The 19,542-nt window shown below is 66.6% G+C and carries 17 protein-coding genes; 7 read left to right on the top strand and 10 right to left on the bottom strand.

Annotation, left to right across the window (positions count from 1 at the left end):
- Positions 1–495 precede the first annotated feature (495 nt).
- The 10 genes from B2W22_RS11710 to B2W22_RS11665 form a co-directional block, all read right to left on the bottom strand.
- A complete protein-coding gene (locus tag B2W22_RS11710; RefSeq protein WP_286937774.1) occupies positions 496–3,072 on the bottom strand; it encodes a sensor domain-containing protein in 2,577 nt (858 codons plus the stop codon).
- A gap of 39 nt (positions 3,073–3,111) precedes the next feature.
- Entirely contained in the window at positions 3,112–3,909 is a 798-nt protein-coding gene (gene siaD, locus B2W22_RS11705; protein ID WP_175125940.1) for a biofilm regulation diguanylate cyclase SiaD, read from the bottom strand.
- Positions 3,906–4,283 (bottom strand): biofilm regulation phosphoprotein SiaC, encoded by a 378-nt coding sequence (siaC, locus tag B2W22_RS11700; protein WP_218342211.1) that lies wholly within the window; start codon positions 4,281–4,283, stop codon positions 3,906–3,908. The genes siaD and siaC overlap by 4 nt, the downstream gene beginning before the upstream one ends.
- Before the next feature lie 37 nt (positions 4,284–4,320).
- Positions 4,321–4,860 carry a biofilm regulation protein kinase SiaB gene (gene siaB, locus B2W22_RS11695; RefSeq protein ID WP_056564586.1) on the bottom strand — a complete coding sequence of 180 codons (540 nt, stop codon included), beginning with the start codon at positions 4,858–4,860 and terminating at the stop codon, positions 4,321–4,323.
- A gap of 23 nt (positions 4,861–4,883) precedes the next feature.
- Complete coding sequence (siaA, locus tag B2W22_RS11690) at positions 4,884–6,869, bottom strand: biofilm regulation protein phosphatase SiaA (protein ID WP_217467870.1); 1,986 nt, start codon at positions 6,867–6,869, stop codon at positions 4,884–4,886.
- Positions 6,870–7,188: 319 nt separating this feature from the next.
- Complete coding sequence (locus B2W22_RS11685) at positions 7,189–7,893, bottom strand: ABC transporter ATP-binding protein (RefSeq protein ID WP_175125965.1); 705 nt, start codon at positions 7,891–7,893, stop codon at positions 7,189–7,191.
- On the bottom strand, positions 7,893–8,750 hold the full coding sequence (locus tag B2W22_RS11680) for an ABC transporter ATP-binding protein (protein WP_414631956.1): 858 nt from the start codon (positions 8,748–8,750) through the stop codon (positions 7,893–7,895). The genes B2W22_RS11685 and B2W22_RS11680 overlap by 1 nt, the downstream gene beginning before the upstream one ends.
- Positions 8,747–9,709: a branched-chain amino acid ABC transporter permease gene (locus B2W22_RS11675; protein ID WP_175125944.1), complete on the bottom strand. Its 963-nt coding sequence runs from the start codon at positions 9,707–9,709 to the stop codon at positions 8,747–8,749. Before B2W22_RS11675 ends, B2W22_RS11680 begins: the two co-directional genes overlap by 4 nt.
- A gap of 2 nt (positions 9,710–9,711) precedes the next feature.
- Complete coding sequence (locus B2W22_RS11670; RefSeq protein ID WP_063953921.1) at positions 9,712–10,632, bottom strand: branched-chain amino acid ABC transporter permease; 921 nt, start codon at positions 10,630–10,632, stop codon at positions 9,712–9,714.
- A 185-nt stretch (positions 10,633–10,817) separates the two neighbouring features.
- The gene (locus tag B2W22_RS11665; protein WP_175125945.1) at positions 10,818–11,981 is read right to left on the bottom strand and encodes an ABC transporter substrate-binding protein; all 1,164 of its coding nucleotides are present in this window, start codon (positions 11,979–11,981) and stop codon (positions 10,818–10,820) included.
- A 238-nt stretch (positions 11,982–12,219) separates the two neighbouring features.
- Between B2W22_RS11665 and B2W22_RS11660 the strand changes: the two genes are divergently transcribed.
- The 7 genes from B2W22_RS11660 to B2W22_RS11630 all read left to right on the top strand — a co-directional run bounded on the left by B2W22_RS11660 (position 12,220) and on the right by B2W22_RS11630 (position 19,532).
- Positions 12,220–13,113 carry an alpha/beta hydrolase gene (locus tag B2W22_RS11660; protein WP_286937770.1) on the top strand — a complete coding sequence of 298 codons (894 nt, stop codon included), beginning with the start codon at positions 12,220–12,222 and terminating at the stop codon, positions 13,111–13,113.
- 11 nt (positions 13,114–13,124) lie between these two features.
- Positions 13,125–13,619 carry a MarR family winged helix-turn-helix transcriptional regulator gene (locus B2W22_RS11655; RefSeq protein ID WP_056564603.1) on the top strand — a complete coding sequence of 165 codons (495 nt, stop codon included), beginning with the start codon at positions 13,125–13,127 and terminating at the stop codon, positions 13,617–13,619.
- A gap of 60 nt (positions 13,620–13,679) precedes the next feature.
- A complete protein-coding gene (locus tag B2W22_RS11650) occupies positions 13,680–14,720 on the top strand; it encodes a hypothetical protein (protein WP_175125948.1) in 1,041 nt (346 codons plus the stop codon).
- Positions 14,721–14,862: 142 nt separating this feature from the next.
- Positions 14,863–16,089: a bifunctional glutamate N-acetyltransferase/amino-acid acetyltransferase ArgJ gene (gene argJ, locus B2W22_RS11645; protein WP_175125949.1), complete on the top strand. Its 1,227-nt coding sequence runs from the start codon at positions 14,863–14,865 to the stop codon at positions 16,087–16,089.
- Between the two features lie 6 nt (positions 16,090–16,095).
- Complete coding sequence (locus B2W22_RS11640) at positions 16,096–16,962, top strand: ATP-binding protein (protein ID WP_175125950.1); 867 nt, start codon at positions 16,096–16,098, stop codon at positions 16,960–16,962.
- The gene (locus B2W22_RS11635; protein WP_175125951.1) at positions 16,955–17,917 is read left to right on the top strand and encodes a Nudix family hydrolase; all 963 of its coding nucleotides are present in this window, start codon (positions 16,955–16,957) and stop codon (positions 17,915–17,917) included. Before B2W22_RS11640 ends, B2W22_RS11635 begins: the two co-directional genes overlap by 8 nt.
- Before the next feature lie 196 nt (positions 17,918–18,113).
- Positions 18,114–19,532: an amidase gene (locus B2W22_RS11630; RefSeq protein WP_175125952.1), complete on the top strand. Its 1,419-nt coding sequence runs from the start codon at positions 18,114–18,116 to the stop codon at positions 19,530–19,532.
- Positions 19,533–19,542 lie beyond the last annotated feature (10 nt).

Genomic DNA, 19,542 nt, shown 5'->3' with positions numbered 1-19,542 from the left:
TTCAAGTGACGATTAGCAGCGAATCGTGCTCGCATGGGTGTCTGACACCCTGGAAGCACTCTTCAAGCTGTAGTCCATCTATGCAGGTGTCGTCTGTGCGGGTGTCTGACACCCAAGCGCCACCTACGCGCGAAGCGTCATCACCACAACGCAAGACGCCGCGTAAGTCTCCGGAGGCCGCCCGCGCGGCCGAACGGAGACGGGCACCGCAAGATGCTTCTGGCCCGAAGTGCTCTGCGCAAAAATGCCAAGCACGCCGACCGCCCCCGCTGCCTCAAAACTTGAATTGCCAGAGTCCGGTGCGGTGGCGTCCCGGGGTGCGCGGGGCGTCGATAAGCCCGAGGGAATCTGAAGGGAAGGCCGTAGGCCTGGACGAAGATGACGACGGGGGAGTCCGGAGCGAAGGCTCCGGACCGCAATCGTGGCCCCGCGCGCCCCGGGACGCCACCGTGCCGGACGTCTCAAGAACTCAACCCGGCAAACGAAGCGAACCAATCACCCCCGAGCCCGCAACCACTCCTCAAGATCCCCCGCAGGCAACGGCGGCGAAAACAGAAACCCCTGCCCCGCAGCACACCCTTGCTCGATCAGAAACCGCCGCTGCTCTTCGTTCTCGACGCCTTCAGCCACAACCGGCAGACTCAAGCTTTCCCCAATCCGAATCACAGCACTGGTCAGCGCCCGAGCCGCATCATCGCTCTCCAACCCTTGCACGAAACTGCGATCCAGCTTCAGTTCGTCAACGATCAGGCGCCGCAAATGCCCCAGGCTGGAATAACCAGTCCCGAAGTCATCCATCGACAGCCGTACGCCCAACCGATGCAGTTCAGCAATCGTGCGCAACGTCCCAGCCGTGGCATCGAGAACAACGCCCTCGGTAATCTCCAGCATCAAATCCGCAGGCGCCAACCCGAACTCAGCCAACGTCGCCGCAATCATCCGCGGCAGGTTCAGATTGTGGAAATTCGTCGCCGACAGGTTCACCGACACCGAAGGCACTCGCAGACCGTTATTGCGCCAGATCGCCAATTGCGAGCAGGCCTCGCGCAACGCCCAGTCGCCCAGATCACCGATCAGCCCACACTCTTCCGCCAGCGGCACAAACCGCGCCGGCGAAATATCCCCCAGCGTCGGATGGCGCCAACGTGCAAGCGCCTCCACCCCGTACAGGCTGCCGTTCTTCAAGCCAACCTGCGGCTGATAGTGCAAACGCAACGCCTTCGCTTCCAACGCATCCCGCAGCGCCGCTTCCAGCGCCAACCGTTCCTGCGCCTGACGATTCATCTCCGCGCTGAAGAACGAAATGCGATTGCGGCCCGCCGTCTTCGCCTGGTACATCGCCATGTCCGCATGGCGCAGCAGCGTATCCATGTCCCGGCCGTTCTCCGGGAACACGCTGATGCCGATGCTCACCGACGGATTCAGCGTAATGCCGCCCACCGAAAACGGCTGAGCCAGCGCCACCAGAATGTGTTCCGCCGCCGCGGTCAGGCGGCCATGTTCGAACTCCGGCATCAACATCACGAACTCGTCGCCGGAAAGGCGGCCCACGATATCCGTCGCCCGCGCCAACCGGCGCAGACGCTGCGCCACATCCCGCAGCAGCGCGTCCCCGATCGGGTGGCCCAGCGTATCGTTCACCTGCTTGAAGCGGTCCAGATCCAGGAACAACACCGCCACCCGCTTGCGCTCCGGTTCCGCCCGCGCGATCGCCTGCTCCGCCTGCGCCAGCAGCAGATTGCGGTTCGGCAGACCCGTCAGCTCGTCGTAGAACGCCAATTGGCGGATGCGCGCGCGCGCTTCCTCGCGTTCCAGCGCCAGCGCGCACAGGTACACGCACACGTCCACCAGACGGTGATGGAAATCATCAGGCAGCCGGCGCTCGCGGAAATAGAAACCGAACGTCCCGATCACCCGGCCATCGCTCGACTTGATCGGCGACGACCAGCACGCCTTGTATTCTTCCGGCAGCGGAAGATGGCGGTAATCGTCCCACAGCGGGTCTGTTGCAATGTCCGGCACGATCACCGGCCGGCCCAGAAACGCCGCCGTCCCGCAGGCGCCCACCTGCGGCCCGATCGGCACGCCTTCCAGCGCGTCCGAATAGCCCTGCGGCAGGCTCGGCGCCGCCAGCGGGCGCAACAGGCCCGCGTCGTCCACGCGAACCACTGACGCCGCCACTTCCGGCGCCAGGCGTTCCACCTCGCGGCACACCATGTTCATGACCTCGACCACCGAGGCCTCGTTCACCATCGCCTGCAGCACCCGGCGCTGCAGCACCTCGTGCACCTTCGTTGGCGTAATGTCCGTCAGCACGTCCACGATGTTGACCAGCGTCCCGCGCTCGTCGAACACCGAGTTGGCCATCACCGACACCCACAGCGGCTTGCCGCCACGGTCATAGACCAGCACGTCCTTGTGGTAACCCTCGCGACAGGCCACGCGGCGGTGCAGTTCCTCGCGCGTGCCGCCGTCCGCGCGGCCGCCGGAGAGCAGTTCGCCCAGATCCTGGTCCAGCGCATCGCTACGGGAAAAGCCGAGCATCCGCTGAAAGCCGTCGTTCACGTAGACGATGCGGCCATCGGAGCCCGACACCGCCACCGCGTTGCCCGTTTCGTTGATGCCCAACATCAGCAGGCGGATTTCTTCCTGGCGCTCCGCGTCCGCGATCGACCTGCGCGAAATCACCGTCACGCGGCCCACCTCGCCCGCGTCGTTCAGCAGCGGCAGGTAGGTCGCCTCGATCCACAGCGAGCTGCCATCCTTCTTGCGGTAGCGGCAGGTGCCCGAAAAGTGCTGGCCGCGGCGCAGCCGGTCCCAGACCTGTTCGCCGCTGCGCGTACCCTTGCCTTCGTCCATGCTGTCGCACAGCAGCTCGTGGCGCAGGGTCAGCGCCTCTTCGCGGGTGTAACCCACCGCGGCCAGGAAATTGGTATTGCCGTTCAACAAGGAGCCGGCTGCGTCGAAATCGAACAGCAGCAAGGCGCGGTCCATCGACGTCAGATAATTGCCCACATGCCACGCGGCGCCTTGGGGGTTCGACTGCGAACCGCCAAGATGAGAATCAAGCATAAGGGGCTCCAACCCGGATAACAGCTGTTCCGGTTTCATTCAGCGCCTCGGAAAACCAAGGGCGACGCGATCGCGTCCGTCCTGCTTGGCCAGATACAACGCCTGATCCGCCCGGCTGAGCGTCTCCGAAAACGTTTCGCCCAACTGGTGATACGCCATGCCGATACTGACCGTCAGCCGCAGGACTTCGTCGCCGGCCGGCATCGCCAGCCCCCGCACGTCGCTCACCAGGCGGTCCATGACCGCCTGCGCCGCGTCCGGGTCCGTATGGGGCAGCAGCACGAGAAATTCCTCGCCGCCCCAGCGGCCGCACAGATCGTATTCGCGCAGGCTTTCGCCCAGCACGCCGGCCAGTTCGACCAGCGCGCGGTCGCCCGTCTCGTGGCCGAAACGGTCGTTCACGGCCTTGAAGTGATCCACGTCCAGCATCGCGACGACAAAGCTGTCGCCGCTGCGCGCAGCGCGCTGGACTTCCTGCTTGATCATTTCCATCAGCGCGCGCCGGTTCAACAGGCCCGTCAGGGGGTCGCGGCTGGACGTTTCCTCGAGCGCGCGGTTCAGGTCGCGCATCATGTTCTGGTAGTGATCCGAGATCCGCGCGATGCGGGTCAGGCGGCGCAGCTGGCGGTCGAACTGGTCGCACAGGCCCAGTTCACGTTCATGCGCCATGCTTTGATAGGCGTCCGAAAGCTGCGTGACGCGCTGAATGCGCGCCATCTGTTCCTCGGTGTGCCGCCAGAGCGCTTCCAGCGCGTCGCGCAGCGGATGGCCGGCATGCGCCGGATCCGCCAGCAGCTCGGCGATACGCTGATCCAGTTCGGCGGCGCCCGGTTTCATTGGCGGCCAACCACCGAGAACGGGAACGTGCAGTCTTCCTTGAACTCTTCAGCCAGTTCGCCCACGCGCTCGTTGCGCATGTCGTAGAACCAGGTGACGCCGACCTCGCGGCCCTTGCGGTGCGCGGCTTCGAGCACATCGAAGATGTCCATGACGGACTTGATGCTGCTGGTGTTCAGGTACAGGAGTTCCAGCTCCAGCTTCAGCGGCGTTTCGCGATCCTGCAGGTACGTCTCGACCCATTCAATGACCGGGCCGAACAGCTCGAAGGAATTCTCGGGGTAGGAGTCGCCGCGCATCGCCAGCACGCCGGCGGCAGCGTCGGCGGTGATGGCGGGCGTGGACTGGGTCCCGGGAATGTTCAGGTCTTTCATCAAATACTCCGAAAATAATCCTGTTGAGCGCGCGTCCTCAGACCACCACGCTCAGGCTGAAGAAGGCCTTGCCCGGCTGTGCAGCGGGGGTCAGGCTGGCTTCCAGCGGCGCGCCGGCGCGGCGCGCGATGTCAATGAGGCCCAGGCCCGCGCCCGACGCGACGCCCTGCGTACGCGGCTTGTGCAGTTGGGCCTTGTATTCGGCTTTCAGGGCCGGCTTGTCCAGCGCGGCCAGTTCCTGGATGCGGGCGACCAGGCTGTGGCCGTCTTCCGCGCTGACCAGATTGCCCGCCGACACCACGTAGCGGCTTTCGTCGCGGCGGCCGATCACCACCGTGGCGGAGGCGTCCGCGTCGCCGTTCTGCGCAGCGTACTGGCGGATGTTCTGAATCATCTCGATGTAGACCGAGAACACGTCCATGGCTTCAGCGGGCCGGACGTGCTCGGCGTTCAGGTAGTTCTTCAGCGCATTGCCGATTTCCTCGATCAGGCTGCGCGAGATCGGCCCGTTGAAACACAGCAACGTGCGGTTCTGGTCGAATCGCGCGCCCAACGCGTAAAGATCGGAGGCATTCATGGAGGGTACCGCCTTGATAACGATTATTCGAAACGGAAAGACAGCAAGGTGATGTCGTCGCGCTGGGGCCGGCCACCTTGGTACTCGGCGAGCGCCTGGCTGAACGCGGCCGCCTGTTCGGTTAACGGCCGGCGCGCGTGTGTCTTGAGCATGTCCGCAAAGCGCGTATTGCCAAAGCCGAACCCGTGCTCGCCGCCCGCCTGATCCAGAAAACCGTCGGTCGCCAGGTAATACGTCCAGCCCGGCTCCATCTGCAGCGTGTTGTTCTCGTAAACCCCCATACGCTTGTCGCCCAGCGCACGCCGGCCGCCGGGCACCTCATGCAGGTTTTCGCCGTCACTTGCGTACAGGCTGATCTTCGCGCCTGCGTACAGCAGCCTGCCGGCTTGCCGGTCAATATATACCAGCCCCGCATCGGTATTGGTCGCCAGGGCCCGGGGCAGCTGCGCGTCGGCCAGCATGGCCCGGATGGCGTTGTCGGTACGCGTCAGAATGCCCGCAGGATCGCCCGGTCCGACCTCGGTGATCGCCAGATCGATCGCCGCACGCGCCAGCATCGTCATCAGCGCGCCGGGCACGCCGTGACCCGCGCAGTCCATGATGCCCAGCAGGCAGTTGGCGCCGTCCTCGCGGAACACGTAGAAATCGCCGCCAACCACGTCGCGCGGCTTCCACAGCACGAAATGGTGCGCGCCCAGCGACTGCGTCAGCTGGCGGTCCGGCAGGATCGCGCGCTGGATCAGGCTGGCGTAGTCGATGGAGTCGCCGATCTTCTTGTGCGCCGCGGCCATGGCGCGGTTGGCGTCTTCCAGTTCCGAGGTGCGTTCGCGCACCTTGGTTTCCAGCTCGGCCGTGTGCTTGCGGACCTTGTCGGCCATCACGCCGAACGCGCGGCTCAGGTCGCCGATCTCGTCCTGGCCGCCCGGCGGCAGGCGCACGTCGTAGCTGCCGTCCGCGATTGCCCGCGCGGACTGCTGCAGGCGGCGCAAGGGGCGCAGCATCAGGCGCTCGATGGCGTAGCCGAAGCACAGCAGCATCGCGGCAAACAGCAGCACCAGGCCGATGGCCGCCGGCCACAGCCAGCCGGTATCCAGCACCCGGGCCGCGCCCAGGTCGACCACCGTCAGGACGTGCCAGTGCAGCTCCGGCATGTACGCCACGGACACCAGCTGGCGCACGCCGTCCATCTTGACCCAGGCCGATTGCACGGACTGCGGATCCGCCTGAGCGGCATGCATGGCCGACAACAGCTCGGCGCGGCCTTCGCCCTGATCGAGCAGGCTGAAGACCATGCCCTTGCCGCCCGCCCCGCCCGCGCCCGAGTTGTAGGCGATCAGCGCGGGGTTCATGTGCGCCTGGATCGCGCCTTCCTCGTCCACGATGATGGGCGTGACCCCGGGCTGGCCGCTGTTCACGAATTCCTTCAGGAACCCGCCCACGTCCAGACCGGCGCCCGTCAGCCCCATGACCGTCTCGCCGTCGCGGATCTGTACGTTGATCCAGACCTTGGTGGTCTTGAGCTTCAGGTCCGGGTTGACGTTGATGTTGTAGCGGGCGGGCGACTTGATCGTGGCGTAGAACCAGCCGTCGTCGGCCGCGCTGGGGCTGAGCGTGTAGCGCGGCGTCTCCGACAGCGGCTTGTCGTCGTTGAAGTAGTAGTTGCCGGAACTGGCGCTGGCGATGAAGTACGCGCCGCCGAGCAGATCGCGCCGGTAGCCGTCGGCCTCGCGGAAGAACAGCTCGCGCGCGGCGGGATCGTTTTCATTGCGGAGCCAGCGGCGCGTGACCTCGCTGTCGGCCAGGCGCTGCGACAGCGCCAGTTCGCGCGACACCGGCGCCAGGATGCGCTGGCGGTTCAGTTGCGTGAAGTTGTCGGAAAAGGCGCGGCCAAAGTGCTCGCGGACGCCGTCCAGCACCTGCCAGCCAATCAGCGCGGCCGGCGCCAAGGCGACCAGGCACGCCAACAGCAGCGCCATCAGTGATTTCCTGCGCAATCCCCATTTCGCCATGCAAAATCTTCCTGACAACTTGATGCGATGCCACGCGCGAAAAAGGGGACGCAGATAGGACGCGCTGACCTTACGAGGCGCCGTACCCGTGCTTCGCCCCGCCTTTTGAGCCATGAGCCTGAACGCCGGCGCCCCGTGCGGGCAACCGGCGCGGCTAGTGTAGATGCCAGGGGGGTTTATTGATACAGGTGCAAACGTCTGGATGCGTTCGAGACACCTTAAGTTTCACCGCAGCAATATATATCGTGATTTATTGCGTTTTATATCAGCGGCTGTTACGCCTGGCAGGTCCGAATTGCAGCTTTATTACGACACGTTGTTAGACGCCCAGATAGCGTTCCCAGAGGCTGCGGTCGGCGTCCAGGGCCTGCGAGTCCCCGGTCCACACCACTTTGCCGCGCTCCAGGATGACATGGCGATCCGCCAGGCTGAGTAACCTTTCGACATATTTGTCGATCACCAGGATCGTCTGGCCGGCCTGACGCAGACGCGCCAGGCAGTTCCAGATCTCTTCCCGGATTTTCGGGGCCAGCCCTTCGGTGGCTTCGTCCAGAATCAGCAGCCGGGGATTGGTCACCAGGGCGCGGCCGATGGCCAGCATCTGCTGCTCACCGCCCGACAACTGGTTGCCCATGTTTCGGGCGCGTTCAGCCAACCGGGGGAAGAGTTCGAAGACGCGATCGGGCGTCCACGGTTCGCCGATCTCCGGGTTGCGCCCGGCCACGAAGGCCGTCAGGTGTTCGCGCACCGTCAGATTGGGAAAGCACTGGCGCCCTTCCGGGACGATGGCGACGCCGGCCCGCGCGATGCGGTCCGGGCTCCATCCGCTGATGTCCTGCCCCGCGAAATGGATCTTGCCGCCGCGCAGCGGCAACTGGCCGAACAGCGTACGCAGCAGCGTCGTCTTGCCCATGCCGTTGCGGCCCAGCAGCGTCACAACCTGCCCCGCGCCAATCTCCAGGTCCACGCCAAACAGCACCTGGCTGGCGCCGTAGCCGCTCTTGGCTGATTCGATGGTCAGCATCATGCGGTCTCCTCGTCGCCCAGGTAGGCCTGGCGCACTTCGGGGTTGGCGCGGATCTCGTCCGGCGTGCCCGAGGCAATCACCCGCCCGTACACCAGCACGGACAGGCGGTCGGCCAGACGGAACACCGCCTGCATGTCGTGTTCAACCAGCAGCATGGCGGCGCGTCCCCGCAAGGATTCGATCAGTTCGGTCAGGCGGACGGTCTCGTCTGGCCCCATGCCTGCCATGGGTTCGTCCAGCAGCAGCACCTTGGGCCGGGCGGCAAGCGCCAGCGCGAATTCCACCTTGCGCTGCTCGCCGTGCGGCAGCGTGCCCGCGGCGCGGTCGAGCAGGCTGGCGTCGATGGCGCATTCGCGGGCCAGCTCGCGCGCCTGTTCGTACAGCGCCGATTCCGCGGCGCGCGGCTTCCAGAAGCGGAAGCTGCTGCCGGCGTGGGCCTGCACGGCCAGCACCAGGTTATCCAGCACGCTGGACTGCTTGAAGATGTTGGTGATCTGGTAGGACCGCGACAGGCCCGCCGCCACGCGCTGGTGCGCGTTCATTGCGGTGACGTCGCGGCCGTCGACTTCCAGCGTGCCGGCGTCGGCGGACAGCGTGCCCGACAGCAGGTGGATCAGCGTGGACTTGCCCGCGCCGTTGGGGCCGATCAGGGCATGGATCTCGCCCGGCGCCAGCGACAGCGATACGTTGTCGGTGGCCACCAGCGCGCCAAAGCGCCGGACCAGTCCGCGCGCCTGCAGGGCGTGCGTCACCGGGGCGTGTGTCCCCGCGGGTTGTGTCCCCGAGCGGTGCGTCCCCGCGGGTTGCGTCCTATTCGCGGCTGCGCCAGTCGTGGCATTCATCGGATTGCTCATGAGCCCACCTTGCCGGATTGCGGCGCAGCGCGCCCGCTGAACAGCGGCCCGAACAGGCCGACCAGGCCGCGCGGCGCGCCAAACACCACGCAGAGCAGCAGCACGCCCAGGGGCAGGTGCCAGTATTCGGTCCACAGGCGCAGCACTTCTTCCAGCGTCAGCATCACGACCGCACCGGCCACGCCGCCATAGCGCAGGCCGATGCCGCCCACCAGCACCATGATCAGCAGGTTGGCCGACTGGGTCCAATGCATCAGGCTGGGCGATATGAAGAGGTTGTGGTTGGCCAGCAGCGCGCCGGCCAGCCCCGCTGCCGCACCGCTCAGCGTGAACGCCATCAGCTTGATGCGGTACACGGGATAGCCCATGGACTCCATGCGCGATTCGTTCTCGCGGATGCCCTGCAGCGCCATGCCGAAGCGCGAGGCGACGACGTGACCGAAGGCCCACATCAGCAGCGCGAACAGGGCCAGCACGAGGTAATAGAAGCTGACATCGTGGGCAAGGTCGATGCCCGGCAGCGTGGAATATCCCGGCAGGTTCAGGCCATCCTCACCGCCGTACTGGCGCAGCGAGATGAAGATGTAGAACAGCATCTGCGCGAACGCCAGCGTGATCATGATGAAGTACACGCCTCGTGTGCGCAGCGAGATCGCGCCCGTGATGCAGGCCAGCACGCCCGCCAGCAGCATGGCCACCGGCCAGGACACCAGCGCGGACGTGACGCCCGACATGGACAGGATGCCCACCGCATAGGCGCCCGCGCCGAAGAACGCCGCGTGACCCAAGGCCACCATGCCGCCATACCCCAGGATGAGGTTCAGGCTGGTTGCCGCCAGCGCGTAGATCAGCACGCGCCGCACGAAGGAAATGTAGAAGTCCAGGCCCAGCATGGGCGCGACCAGCGGGAACACCGCCAGCGCGGCCAGCAGGACCACGGTCCAGATCTTGGTTTTCATGGTCAGCCCCGCGCCGGAAAGAGGCCAGAGGGCCGGAACACCAGCACTGCCGCCATCAACACGTAGATGGCGATGGCCGCGAGCGTCGGACCGACGCTGGAGGCCACGGCCGGCGAAAACACCTGGCGCAGCAGCATCGGCAGGAACGCCCGGCCGGCGGTGTCGACCATGCCGACCAGCAGCGCGCCCACGAAGGCGCCCCGGATCGAGCCGATGCCGCCGATGACGATGCACACCAGCACCAGGATCAGGATTTCTTCGCCCATGCCCACCTGCACCGAGGTGATCGGCCCCAGCAGCGCACCCGCCACCGCGGCCAGCATCGCGCCCAGCACGAACACGCCCAGGAACAGCAGCGGCACGCGCACGCCCATCAGCGTGGCCATTTGGCGGTTCGACGCCCCGGCCCGCACCAGCACGCCGGCACGGGTCCGCGTCACGAACCAGTACAGGCCCGCGGCCGCGGCCACGCCGAAGACGATGATCATCAGGCGGTAGGCGGGATACATCAGGTCGGGCAACAGGCGCACGGGACCGGACAGCATCGCGGGCATGTTCAGCATGACCGGCGCCGGACCCCAGATCATCTTGACCAGGTCATTGGCGATGAGGATGACGGCGTAGGTGCCCAGCACCTGGGCCAGGTGGTCGCGCAGCGCCAGGCGGCGGATGAGCGAGAGCTCCAGCACGATACCGACGATGCCCGTGGCAACCGCCGCCACAAGAACCGCGGCGGTGAACGAGCCGGTGCGTTGCATGGTTTCGGCGGCGACATAGGCGCCAGCCATATAGAGCGAGCCGTGAGCCAGATTCATGATGTCCATGATCCCGAACACCAGGGTCAGCCCGGCCGCAATCAGAAACAACATCAACCCAAACTGCAGACCGTTCAGCAATTGCTCGACGATCAGCGTAAACGTCATGAAAACTTCCCCCTTGCCGCGCGCCGCCGAAGGGCCCCCGCGATCAATTCACCAAAGCTATCCCACCTGCATCAGCGACGCATCCCCGCGCCCAAGCCGCCGCCCCCAAGCGGGGTCGCGCGGATCCGGCTTCGCCGGTCCGCTGCGACGCCCCCTGGGGGAAAGCGCGCAGCGCTTCGGGGGGATCAGAGCTTGCAGTCGCCTACGTACACGTCCTGGTACTTGTCGAACACCTTGCCCACCAGCTTGTTGGTGATGCGGCCGCTGCCGTCTTTCTCGACGACGCGCAGGTAGTAGGCCTGGATCGGGTAGTGGTTCTTGCCGTAGGTGAAGCTGCCGCGCACCGAGGGGTAGTCGGCCTTTTCCAGCGCCTTCACGATGGCATCACGGTCGGTGGCCTTGCCGCCGGCCTGCTTGACGGCGGCGTCCATGGCCATGATCACGTCATACGCCTGGGCGGCGTACACCGACGGGTAACGGCCGTTGTATTCCTTGCGGAAGGCCTCGACGAAAGCCTTGTTCTGCGGCACGTCCAGGTCATGCGCCCATTGCGCGGTGTTGTACATGCCCAGCATGGGGTCGCCCACGGCCTGGATTACGTCCTCGTCGGCCGAGAAGCCCGGGCCGATCAGCTTGACGTTCTGCGACAGGCCGGCGGACACGAACTGCTTGACGAAGTTGATGCCCATGCCGCCCGGCAGGAAGATGTAGACGGCGTCCGGCTTGGCGGCGCGGATCTGCGCGATCTCTGCGGCGTAGTCGATCTGGCCGAGCTTGGTGTAGACCTCGTCGCCCGGGGCGGTCTTGTAGCCGCGCTTGAAGCCGGTCAGCGCGTCCTTGCCGGCCGGGTAGTCCGGGGCCATGATGAACATCTTCTTGAAGCCGCGATCGGCCGCGACCTTGCCGGCCGCTTCGTGGAAGGCATCGTTCTGGTACGACGTGCCGAACCAATAGTTGTTGCACTGGGCGCCGGCGAACTGGCTGGGACCGGGGTTGTTGGACAGGTAGGGCACCTTCGCGGCGAACAGCGCGGGGCCGACGGCCAGCGCGACGTTCGAGCCGATGGGACCCGTGAAGAAGTCGACCTTTTCGCGCTGAATGTAGCGCGTGACGAGCTGGCGGGCCTGGTCCGGATTGCCGCCCATGTCGGTTTGCAGGAATTCCGCGGGCTGGCCGCCCAGCTTGCTGCCCAGTTGCTTGATGGCCAGGTTGAAGCCGTCGCGGGCTTCGGCGCCCAGCGCCGAGAACGGGCCCGAGATGTCGTTGGCGATGCCGACCTTGACGGTGTCGGCCTGTGCCAGGGCCGGAATCAGGGCGGCGGCAGCCAGGAAGGAAGTGATCAAACGCATGGTGGTGTGCTCCGTGCGCGAGCCCGCGCAGAGGGTGTTCTTTTTGAAAGTGCGATGCGAAAGACTTCTATGCCCGGCCCGCTGGCGCGATGGTCGCCGCCGTCAGGCCGGTGCCTGCAGAACGTATGCTCTGCAACGCCCCAATCCCCTTATGCAGCACAGGGAAAACTGGCGTGGTTCATAGTTTAGGTTTAAAGTAATCGGCAAAACAAGTCTAGGGTTTTTACCACCTGCCGCCATGGTCACCCTCTACCGCAACTACGATCGCGCCGAACTGGACGTCCAGTACAACGCTCGCGCGACAGTACCCGACATCCAACCGATACTCAAGAAATACGCCGAGGACAGCGCCACGGCGCGCAGCACGCTGGAATGCGCGCTGGACGTGCCTTTTGGCGATCATCCGGATGAACTGCTGGACATATTTCCAGCCGCGGCCGGCAAGTCCGGCGCGCCCGTCTTCGTGTTCATACACGGCGGCTACTGGCGCCTGTTGTCCAAAAACGAATCCAGCAACATGGCGCCCGCGTTCACGCAGGCGGGCGCGGTGGTGGTGTCGGTGAATTATTCGCTGGCCCCCGCCGTCACGCTGGACCGTATCGTGGACCAAAACCGGCGCGCGCTGGCCTGGATTCACCACCACATCGCCGAGTACGGCGGCGACCCGTCGCGCATCCACATCTGCGGCAGCTCGGCGGGCGGTCATCTGGTCGGCGCCCTGCTCGCCAGCGGCTGGCATGCCAGCTACGACGTGCCGCCCGGCGTCGTCAGGGGCGCCGCGCCCCTGTCGGGCCTGTTCGACCTGCGCCCGCTGGTGCACACCCACATCAACGAATGGATGCGCATGAGCGAAGCCGATGCCATCCGCAACAGCCCCGCCTTGCATTTGCCGCAGGCGGGCTGCCCGCTGATGGTCAGCTACGGAGAATCCGAAACCGACGAATTCAAGCGCCAGAGCGATGATTATCTGGCCGCATGGCGGGCGCGCGGTTTTCCCGGTAGGTATGTACCAATGCCAGGCACCAATCATTTTGATATTGTCCTGACGCTCAACGATCCGAACAGCCCGCTGACCCAAGCCATCTTCGAACAGATGGGTCTGGCGCCCTCTTCACCCCCGCATTCCCGGTAATCTTCCGAGCCATGACCGATACCCCCGACCTGGAATCCCGCGCCGCGCCCGACGACCATCACGCGCTGCGCCTGTGGCTGCGCATGCTGACCTGCGCCAACCTCATCGAAGGCGAGATCCGCAGCCGCCTGCGCAACGACTTCGACACCACCCTGCCGCGTTTCGACCTGATGGCGCAGTTGCAGCGCGCCCCCAAGGGCATGAAGATGGGCGAGCTGTCGCGCCACATGATGGTCACCAACGGCAATATCACCGGGATCACCGACCAGCTCGAAAAAGAAGGCCTGGTGGTGCGGACCAAGGTCGAGTCCGACCGCCGCAGCTCGCTCATCAAGCTGACGCCGCAAGGCAAGAAGAGCTTTGCGCGCATGGCCCGCGCCCACGAGAACTGGGTCAAATCCATGTTTGCCGAACTGCCCGAGGCCAGCCGCAACGCCCTGTTCCAGGCGCTGGGCGAACTGAAGCTGCAGGTGGTGGCCACGCGCTCGGCGGCGGCCCGCGACTGAGGGCGGACCAGGACTTTTTCGCGACGGTCCGGCCTGCCGGATTGGCGCATAATTGCCGCCATGATTCCGGTTTCTCTTCCTGGCGGTAATTTCTATGTGCTGATGGCGGCTTCGCTCGCCTGCCTCGCCACGCTGTTCACCTGGCTGGCCGCCCTGGCCACCTCGCCCGGCGCGCGAGACTGGCTGTCCGGCCACCGGCGCGCCGGCACCGTCCTGATGGCCGTGCTGGCCGTCATCGGCGCCATCTTCCCGTATCAGCAGTTCAGCCAGTGGTTCTCGGTCCAGCGCGAAGCGCAGGCCGACGACGCGCGCAAGACGGTGCTGTCACAACCCACGCAACTGGCCGGCGTCCAGATGCCCACCGGCACCACGCTTCGGCTTGCCACGCCCGGTGAACTGGCATCGTTCGACCGGGCCATCTTTCCCGAATCCCACCCGGCAGACATTAACGGCGTCGCCGCGACGCGCCTGTTCCGTTACCCCGCCACGCCCAAGCAGCCCGAAACCCTGTCCGCCGAGATCGCGCGGGACCAGGCGCTGGAAGGCTGGCTCTGCGCGCACGGCCATCGCATCGAATTCGTGGTGCAAGGCGGGCATCCGCAGTTTTCCAGCTGCCACCTTGCCATCGGCAATACGCTGGACCAGCAGCCGGTGCCCGCGGGCGCTTGGCTGAAGGTCGACCCCGCCGCCCGCGGCACGCCGCTGGACAAGACCGGCACGGCGCCCCGCTGGCTGCTGCGCACCGAAGGCAGCGACGCCCTGACCGTCGCCGGGATTCCCTTGCTGAAGGTCGACCTGCAACTGGACGCGCAGCGCCGGATGCTGGGCTTCGAGGGTCTGGCGGCGCGCGACACCGTCCTGGGCGAAATGACCTACCCGCCGGGCACGCGCGTACTGGCCGCCAACCCGCGCCTGCAGGGCGCCCAGCCCGGCGATCTGCTGTTCTCGCCGTCCCGTGGGCGCTCGGCGCGCCGGGCCGGCGGCGAAGACGTCCCGGCCGGCAAGTCGGTGCTGCAGGCGCCCGACGGCACGGTGCGCAGCGTGCTGAGCAACCGCGAAGCCGGCGTGCTGGACGTGGCCGCCATGCGCATGGCTCCCTGAGGCCGGCGCCTGGGGCCGCCTCCCCTCGGGTTGCCGAGGGGACCGGCCACCCCCGCCGGATCCGGTGGGATAATACGAACCTTTCCCGCGCGCCGCCGTGCCTGGCGGCGGTTCCGTCCCGCTCACACCAAGAGACGAAGTCATGGCCGTTAATCTGCAGATCCCCTCCGAGTCCGAAATTTTTCCTGTTGCCGGCGTAGAAATCGGCGTCACCGAGGCCGGCATCCGCAAGGCCAACCGGCGCGACCTGACGGTGTTCCGCCTGGCCGAAGGCACCAGCGTGGCGGGCGTCTTCACGCGTAACCGCTTCTGCGCCGCCCCGGTGCAGGTCTGCCAGGCCCACCTGGCCGCCGGCGGCCCGATCAGCGCGCTGGTCATCAACACGGGCAACGCCAACGCCGGCACCGGCGAAGAAGGCCTGAAGAAAGCCAAGGACACGTGCGACGCCCTGGGCAAGCTGCTGGGCGTGCCCGCCGCGCAGATCCTGCCGTTCTCCACCGGCGTCATCCTGGAACCCCTGCCGCTCGACCGCCTGGTCGCCGGCCTGCCCGCCGCCATCGCCGACCTGGCCGCCGACCACTGGTCCAGCGCCGCCCACGGCATCATGACCACCGACACGCTGCCCAAGATTTCGTCCGCCAAGGTGCAGATCGATGGCAAGACGGTCACCTTCACCGGCATCAGCAAGGGCGCGGGCATGATCCGTCCCAACATGGCCACCATGCTCAGCTTCCTGGCCACCGATGCCGGCATTGCCCAGCCCCTCCTGCGCAAGCTGGCCGTGGAGATCGCCGATGCCTCGTTCAACCGCATCACGGTAGACGGCGACACCTCCACCAATGACTCCTTCATCATTGCCGCCACCGGCAAGTCGGGCGTCAACGTCAACAGCGAATCCGACGCCGCCTACGCCGCCGTGCGCGAGGCCCTGACCGCCGCCGCGCTGGAACTGGCCACCAAGATCGTGCGCGACGCCGAAGGCGCCACCAAGTTCATGACGATCCGCGTCGAAGAAGCCGGCACCACCGAGGAAGCCCTGAAGGTCGCGTATGCCGTGGCGCACTCGCCGCTGGTCAAGACCGCGTTCTTCGCATCCGACCCCAACCTGGGCCGCATCCTGGCCGCGGTCGGCTACGCCGGCATCGACGACCTGGACGTGTCCAACATCCGCCTGTGGCTGGACGACGTGCTGGTTGCCAAGAACGGCGGCCGCAACCCCGACTACCAGGAAGCCGACGGCCAGCGCGTGATGAAGCAGGCCGAGATCTCGGTGCGCATCGCGCTGGGCCGCGGCCAGGTCAGCGACACGGTCTACACCTGCGACTTCTCGCACGAGTACGTGTCGATCAACGCCGACTACCGCTCCTGATCGACCATGACGGCTAACGAGTTCACCACGCTGATCCAGCGCGCCGAACGCGTGCTGGCGCAGCTGGAGGCCTTCCTGCCTCCCGCCCCGCCCGATATCGACTGGACCGCCCACGCGTTCCGCTGGCGCAAGCGCGGCGCGCGCGGCTGGCTGGACGCCGTGCGCCACGTGGCGCGCATCGACATGCAGGACCTGCAGCACATCGAGCGCCAGAAGGCCACCATCGACCGCAACACGCTGCAGTTCCTTGAAAAGAAGCCCGCCAACAACGTGCTCATGACCGGCGCGCGCGGCACCGGCAAGAGCTCGCTGGTCAAAGCCATGCTGGCCGCCTACGGCGACCGCGGCCTGCGCCTCATCGAAGTCGACAAGTCCGACCTCGGCGACCTGGCCGACATCGTCGAACTGGTCGCGGCGCGGCCCGAACGCTTCATTGTGTTCTGCGACGACCTGTCCTTTGAAGAAGGCGAGGCCGGCTACAAGGCGCTCAAATCGGTGCTGGACGGTTCGGTGTCGGCCTCGGGCGACAACGTCCTCATCTACGCCACGTCCAACCGGCGCCATCTGATGCCGGAATACATGAGCGAAAACCTGCAGGCCAAGCACCAGCCCGACGGCGAAATCCACCCCGGCGAAACCGTCGAGGAAAAGATCTCGCTGTCCGAGCGTTTCGGTCTGTGGCTGTCGTTCTACCCGTTCAAGCAGGACGACTACCTGGACATCGTATATCACTGGCTGCGCGAGCTGGGCTGCCCTGAACAGCACATCGAACCCTCGCGCACCGAGGCGCTGCAATGGACCATCGAACGCGGCTCGCGTTCGGGCCGCGTGGCGTATCAGTTCGCACGCGACTGGGCGGCCCGCCATGTCTGAAAAGATCGTCGACGTCGCCGCCGGCCTGATCCTGCGCCCGGACGGCAAGCTTCTGCTGGGCCAGCGGCCCGAAGGCAAGCCGTGGTCCGGCTGGTGGGAACTGCCGGGCGGCAAGCTCGAACCCGGCGAGACCGTGCTGCAGGCGCTGGCCCGTGAACTCCAGGAAGAAATCGGCATCCGCGTCACGCAGTCGCGCCCGTGGGTCACGTACGTGCATGCCTACCCGCACACCACGGTGCGCCTGGCCTTCTGCCACGTCACCGGCTGGGAAGGCGAACCGCAAAGCCTGGAAAATCAGCGGCTCGAATGGGTGGATCCGGCCAATGCGGCCTCGGTGGGCGACCTGCTGCCCGCCACCCTGCCCCCGCTGCGCTGGCTGCAATTGCCCACCACCTACGGCATCAGCGCCATCGGCTCGCGCGCGGGCATCGCGCCGTTCCTCGGCCGCCTGGACGCCGCGCTGGCGCGTGGCGTGAAGCTGGTGCAGTTCCGTGAACCGCAATGGCCGGACGGCGTGGGCGCCAGTTCGCTGCACGAAGTGCTGCAACAGGTCATCAAGCGCTGCCGCGCCGCCGGCGCGCGCGTGCTGGTCAACAGCATCCATCCCGTTGCATGGTGGAAAGAAGCCGACGGCGTGCACCTGCGCACGGCAGACGCGCTGCGCCTGACCGCCCGTCCGGAATTGCCCCGCAATGCGCTGGTCGGCGTCTCCGCGCATGACAACGCCCAGGTCGTCCACGCCCGCGAACTGGGCGCAGACTTCGCCGTGCTGGGCCCCGTGCTGGAAACGCCCAGCCATCCCGGCGCGCCGACGCTGGGCTGGGAAGGGTTTGTGGAAGGCAACCGGGATGCCGGCATACCGGTGTTCGCGCTGGGCGGTCAATCCACCCAGACCGTCTCGCAAGCCTTGCGCCACGGCGCGCACGGCATCGCCGGGATCCGCGGCGTGCTCTGACACGCATCGCACTTCGCCTGGCCGTCCGACGGCCCATGCCCCGCATGGGCCGTTTTGCTTTTGACTCGCGCGGGAAAGCGCGCATAGACCAAACCCCCGCGCCGATGCACCCTACATGCCGAGACCGGCCGCCATCACGCGGACGGGGTTGCATGCGCCTGGCAGACAGACGCATGGCATCGCATCGAGGGAATCCATGTCTGACATCGCATTTGCCACCCTGGCCGATCTGGCGGATGGCCTGGCACAGGGCCGCTACAGCTCGGTGGAATTGACGCGCCACTTCCTGGACCGCATCGACCGGGCAAATCCCACACTGGGCGCTTTCATCAGCGTGGACAACGCGGGTGCACTGCGGCTGGCCGAAGCCGCCGACGCGCGGCGGCGCGCGGGCTACGGGCTGCTCAGCCCGCTGGACGGCGTGCCGGTGGCGGTCAAGGATTTGTGCGACATCCAGGGCCACATCACCACGGCGGGGTCCGAGGCCTGGCGCGAACGCCGCAGCGGCGTCACCGCCACCGCAGTCACGCGGTTGCTGGACGCGGGGATGGTGATGCTGGGCAAGACCCATATGGTGGAATTCGCCTTCGGCGGCTGGGGCACGAATCCCGTCATGGGCACGCCGCGCAACCCCTGGGACCTGGAGCGTGCGCGCGTGCCCGGCGGCTCATCCAGCGGATCCGGCGTCGCCGTGGCGGCCGGCCTGGCGCCTGCGGCCCTGGGATCGGACACCGGTGGTTCGGTCCGGATCCCGGCCGCCCTGAACGGCATCACGGGCCTGAAGACCACGCGCGGTCTCATCAGCCTGCACGGCGCGGTGGCGTTGTCGACCACGCTGGACACCTTGGGCCCGCTGACCCGCGACGCCCGCGACGCGATGCTGCTGACCGCACTGATGGCCGGCCACGATACCCAGGACCCGTTGACGTTCGGCATCCCCGCGTTCGACTACCGGGAGCCGGCCGGCGGCGCGCAGCCTCTGCGCGGCGTACGCATCGCGGTGATGCCGACGGCACAGCATCCCATCGCCGTGGACGCCGACGCGCTATCGGCGCTGGACGACGCGCGCCGCGTGCTGGCCGCGCTGGGTGCGGATGTGGCCGAGACGCCCCTGCCCTTCGACTTTCGCGAGATGATGCAGCGCAACGGCCAGATCATCTCGGCCGAAGCCTACGCGCTGCATCGCGGCTACATCGAGGACCCTGCCAAGCCCATCGGGCAGTATGTGCGCGCGCGCGTGCTGTCGGGCAAGGGGATCTCGGCCGCCGACTACATCGCGGCGTTGCAGGCGCACGCACAGGCGCGCCGCGACTGGCTGGACTGGATGCAGGAGTTCGACGCCGTGCTCACGCCAGCCGCCCCGTTCGGCGCGCGTCCGCTGGCCGAGGTGGACGAAGCGGCCACTCCGCTTGCGGCTTTCACCCGCCCAGGCAATTACATGAATGCAGCCGGGTTGGCGCTGCCCGCGGGCTTTACCAGCGACGGCTTGCCGCTAGGCGTGCAGTTGCTGGGCAAGCCCAACGCGGAAGGCGTCCTGGGCAAGATCGGCATCGCATTCCAGGCGGTCACGGAATGGCATCGCCAGCGGCCGGATCTGAAGGCGGTTGGCTTGTAAGGCCACCGCC

This window comes from Achromobacter sp. UBA4530 (assembly GCF_002388205.1).
Lineage (GTDB): Bacteria > Pseudomonadota > Gammaproteobacteria > Burkholderiales > Burkholderiaceae_B > Achromobacter > Achromobacter animicus.
This window is presented reverse-complemented; position numbering and strand designations above follow the sequence as displayed.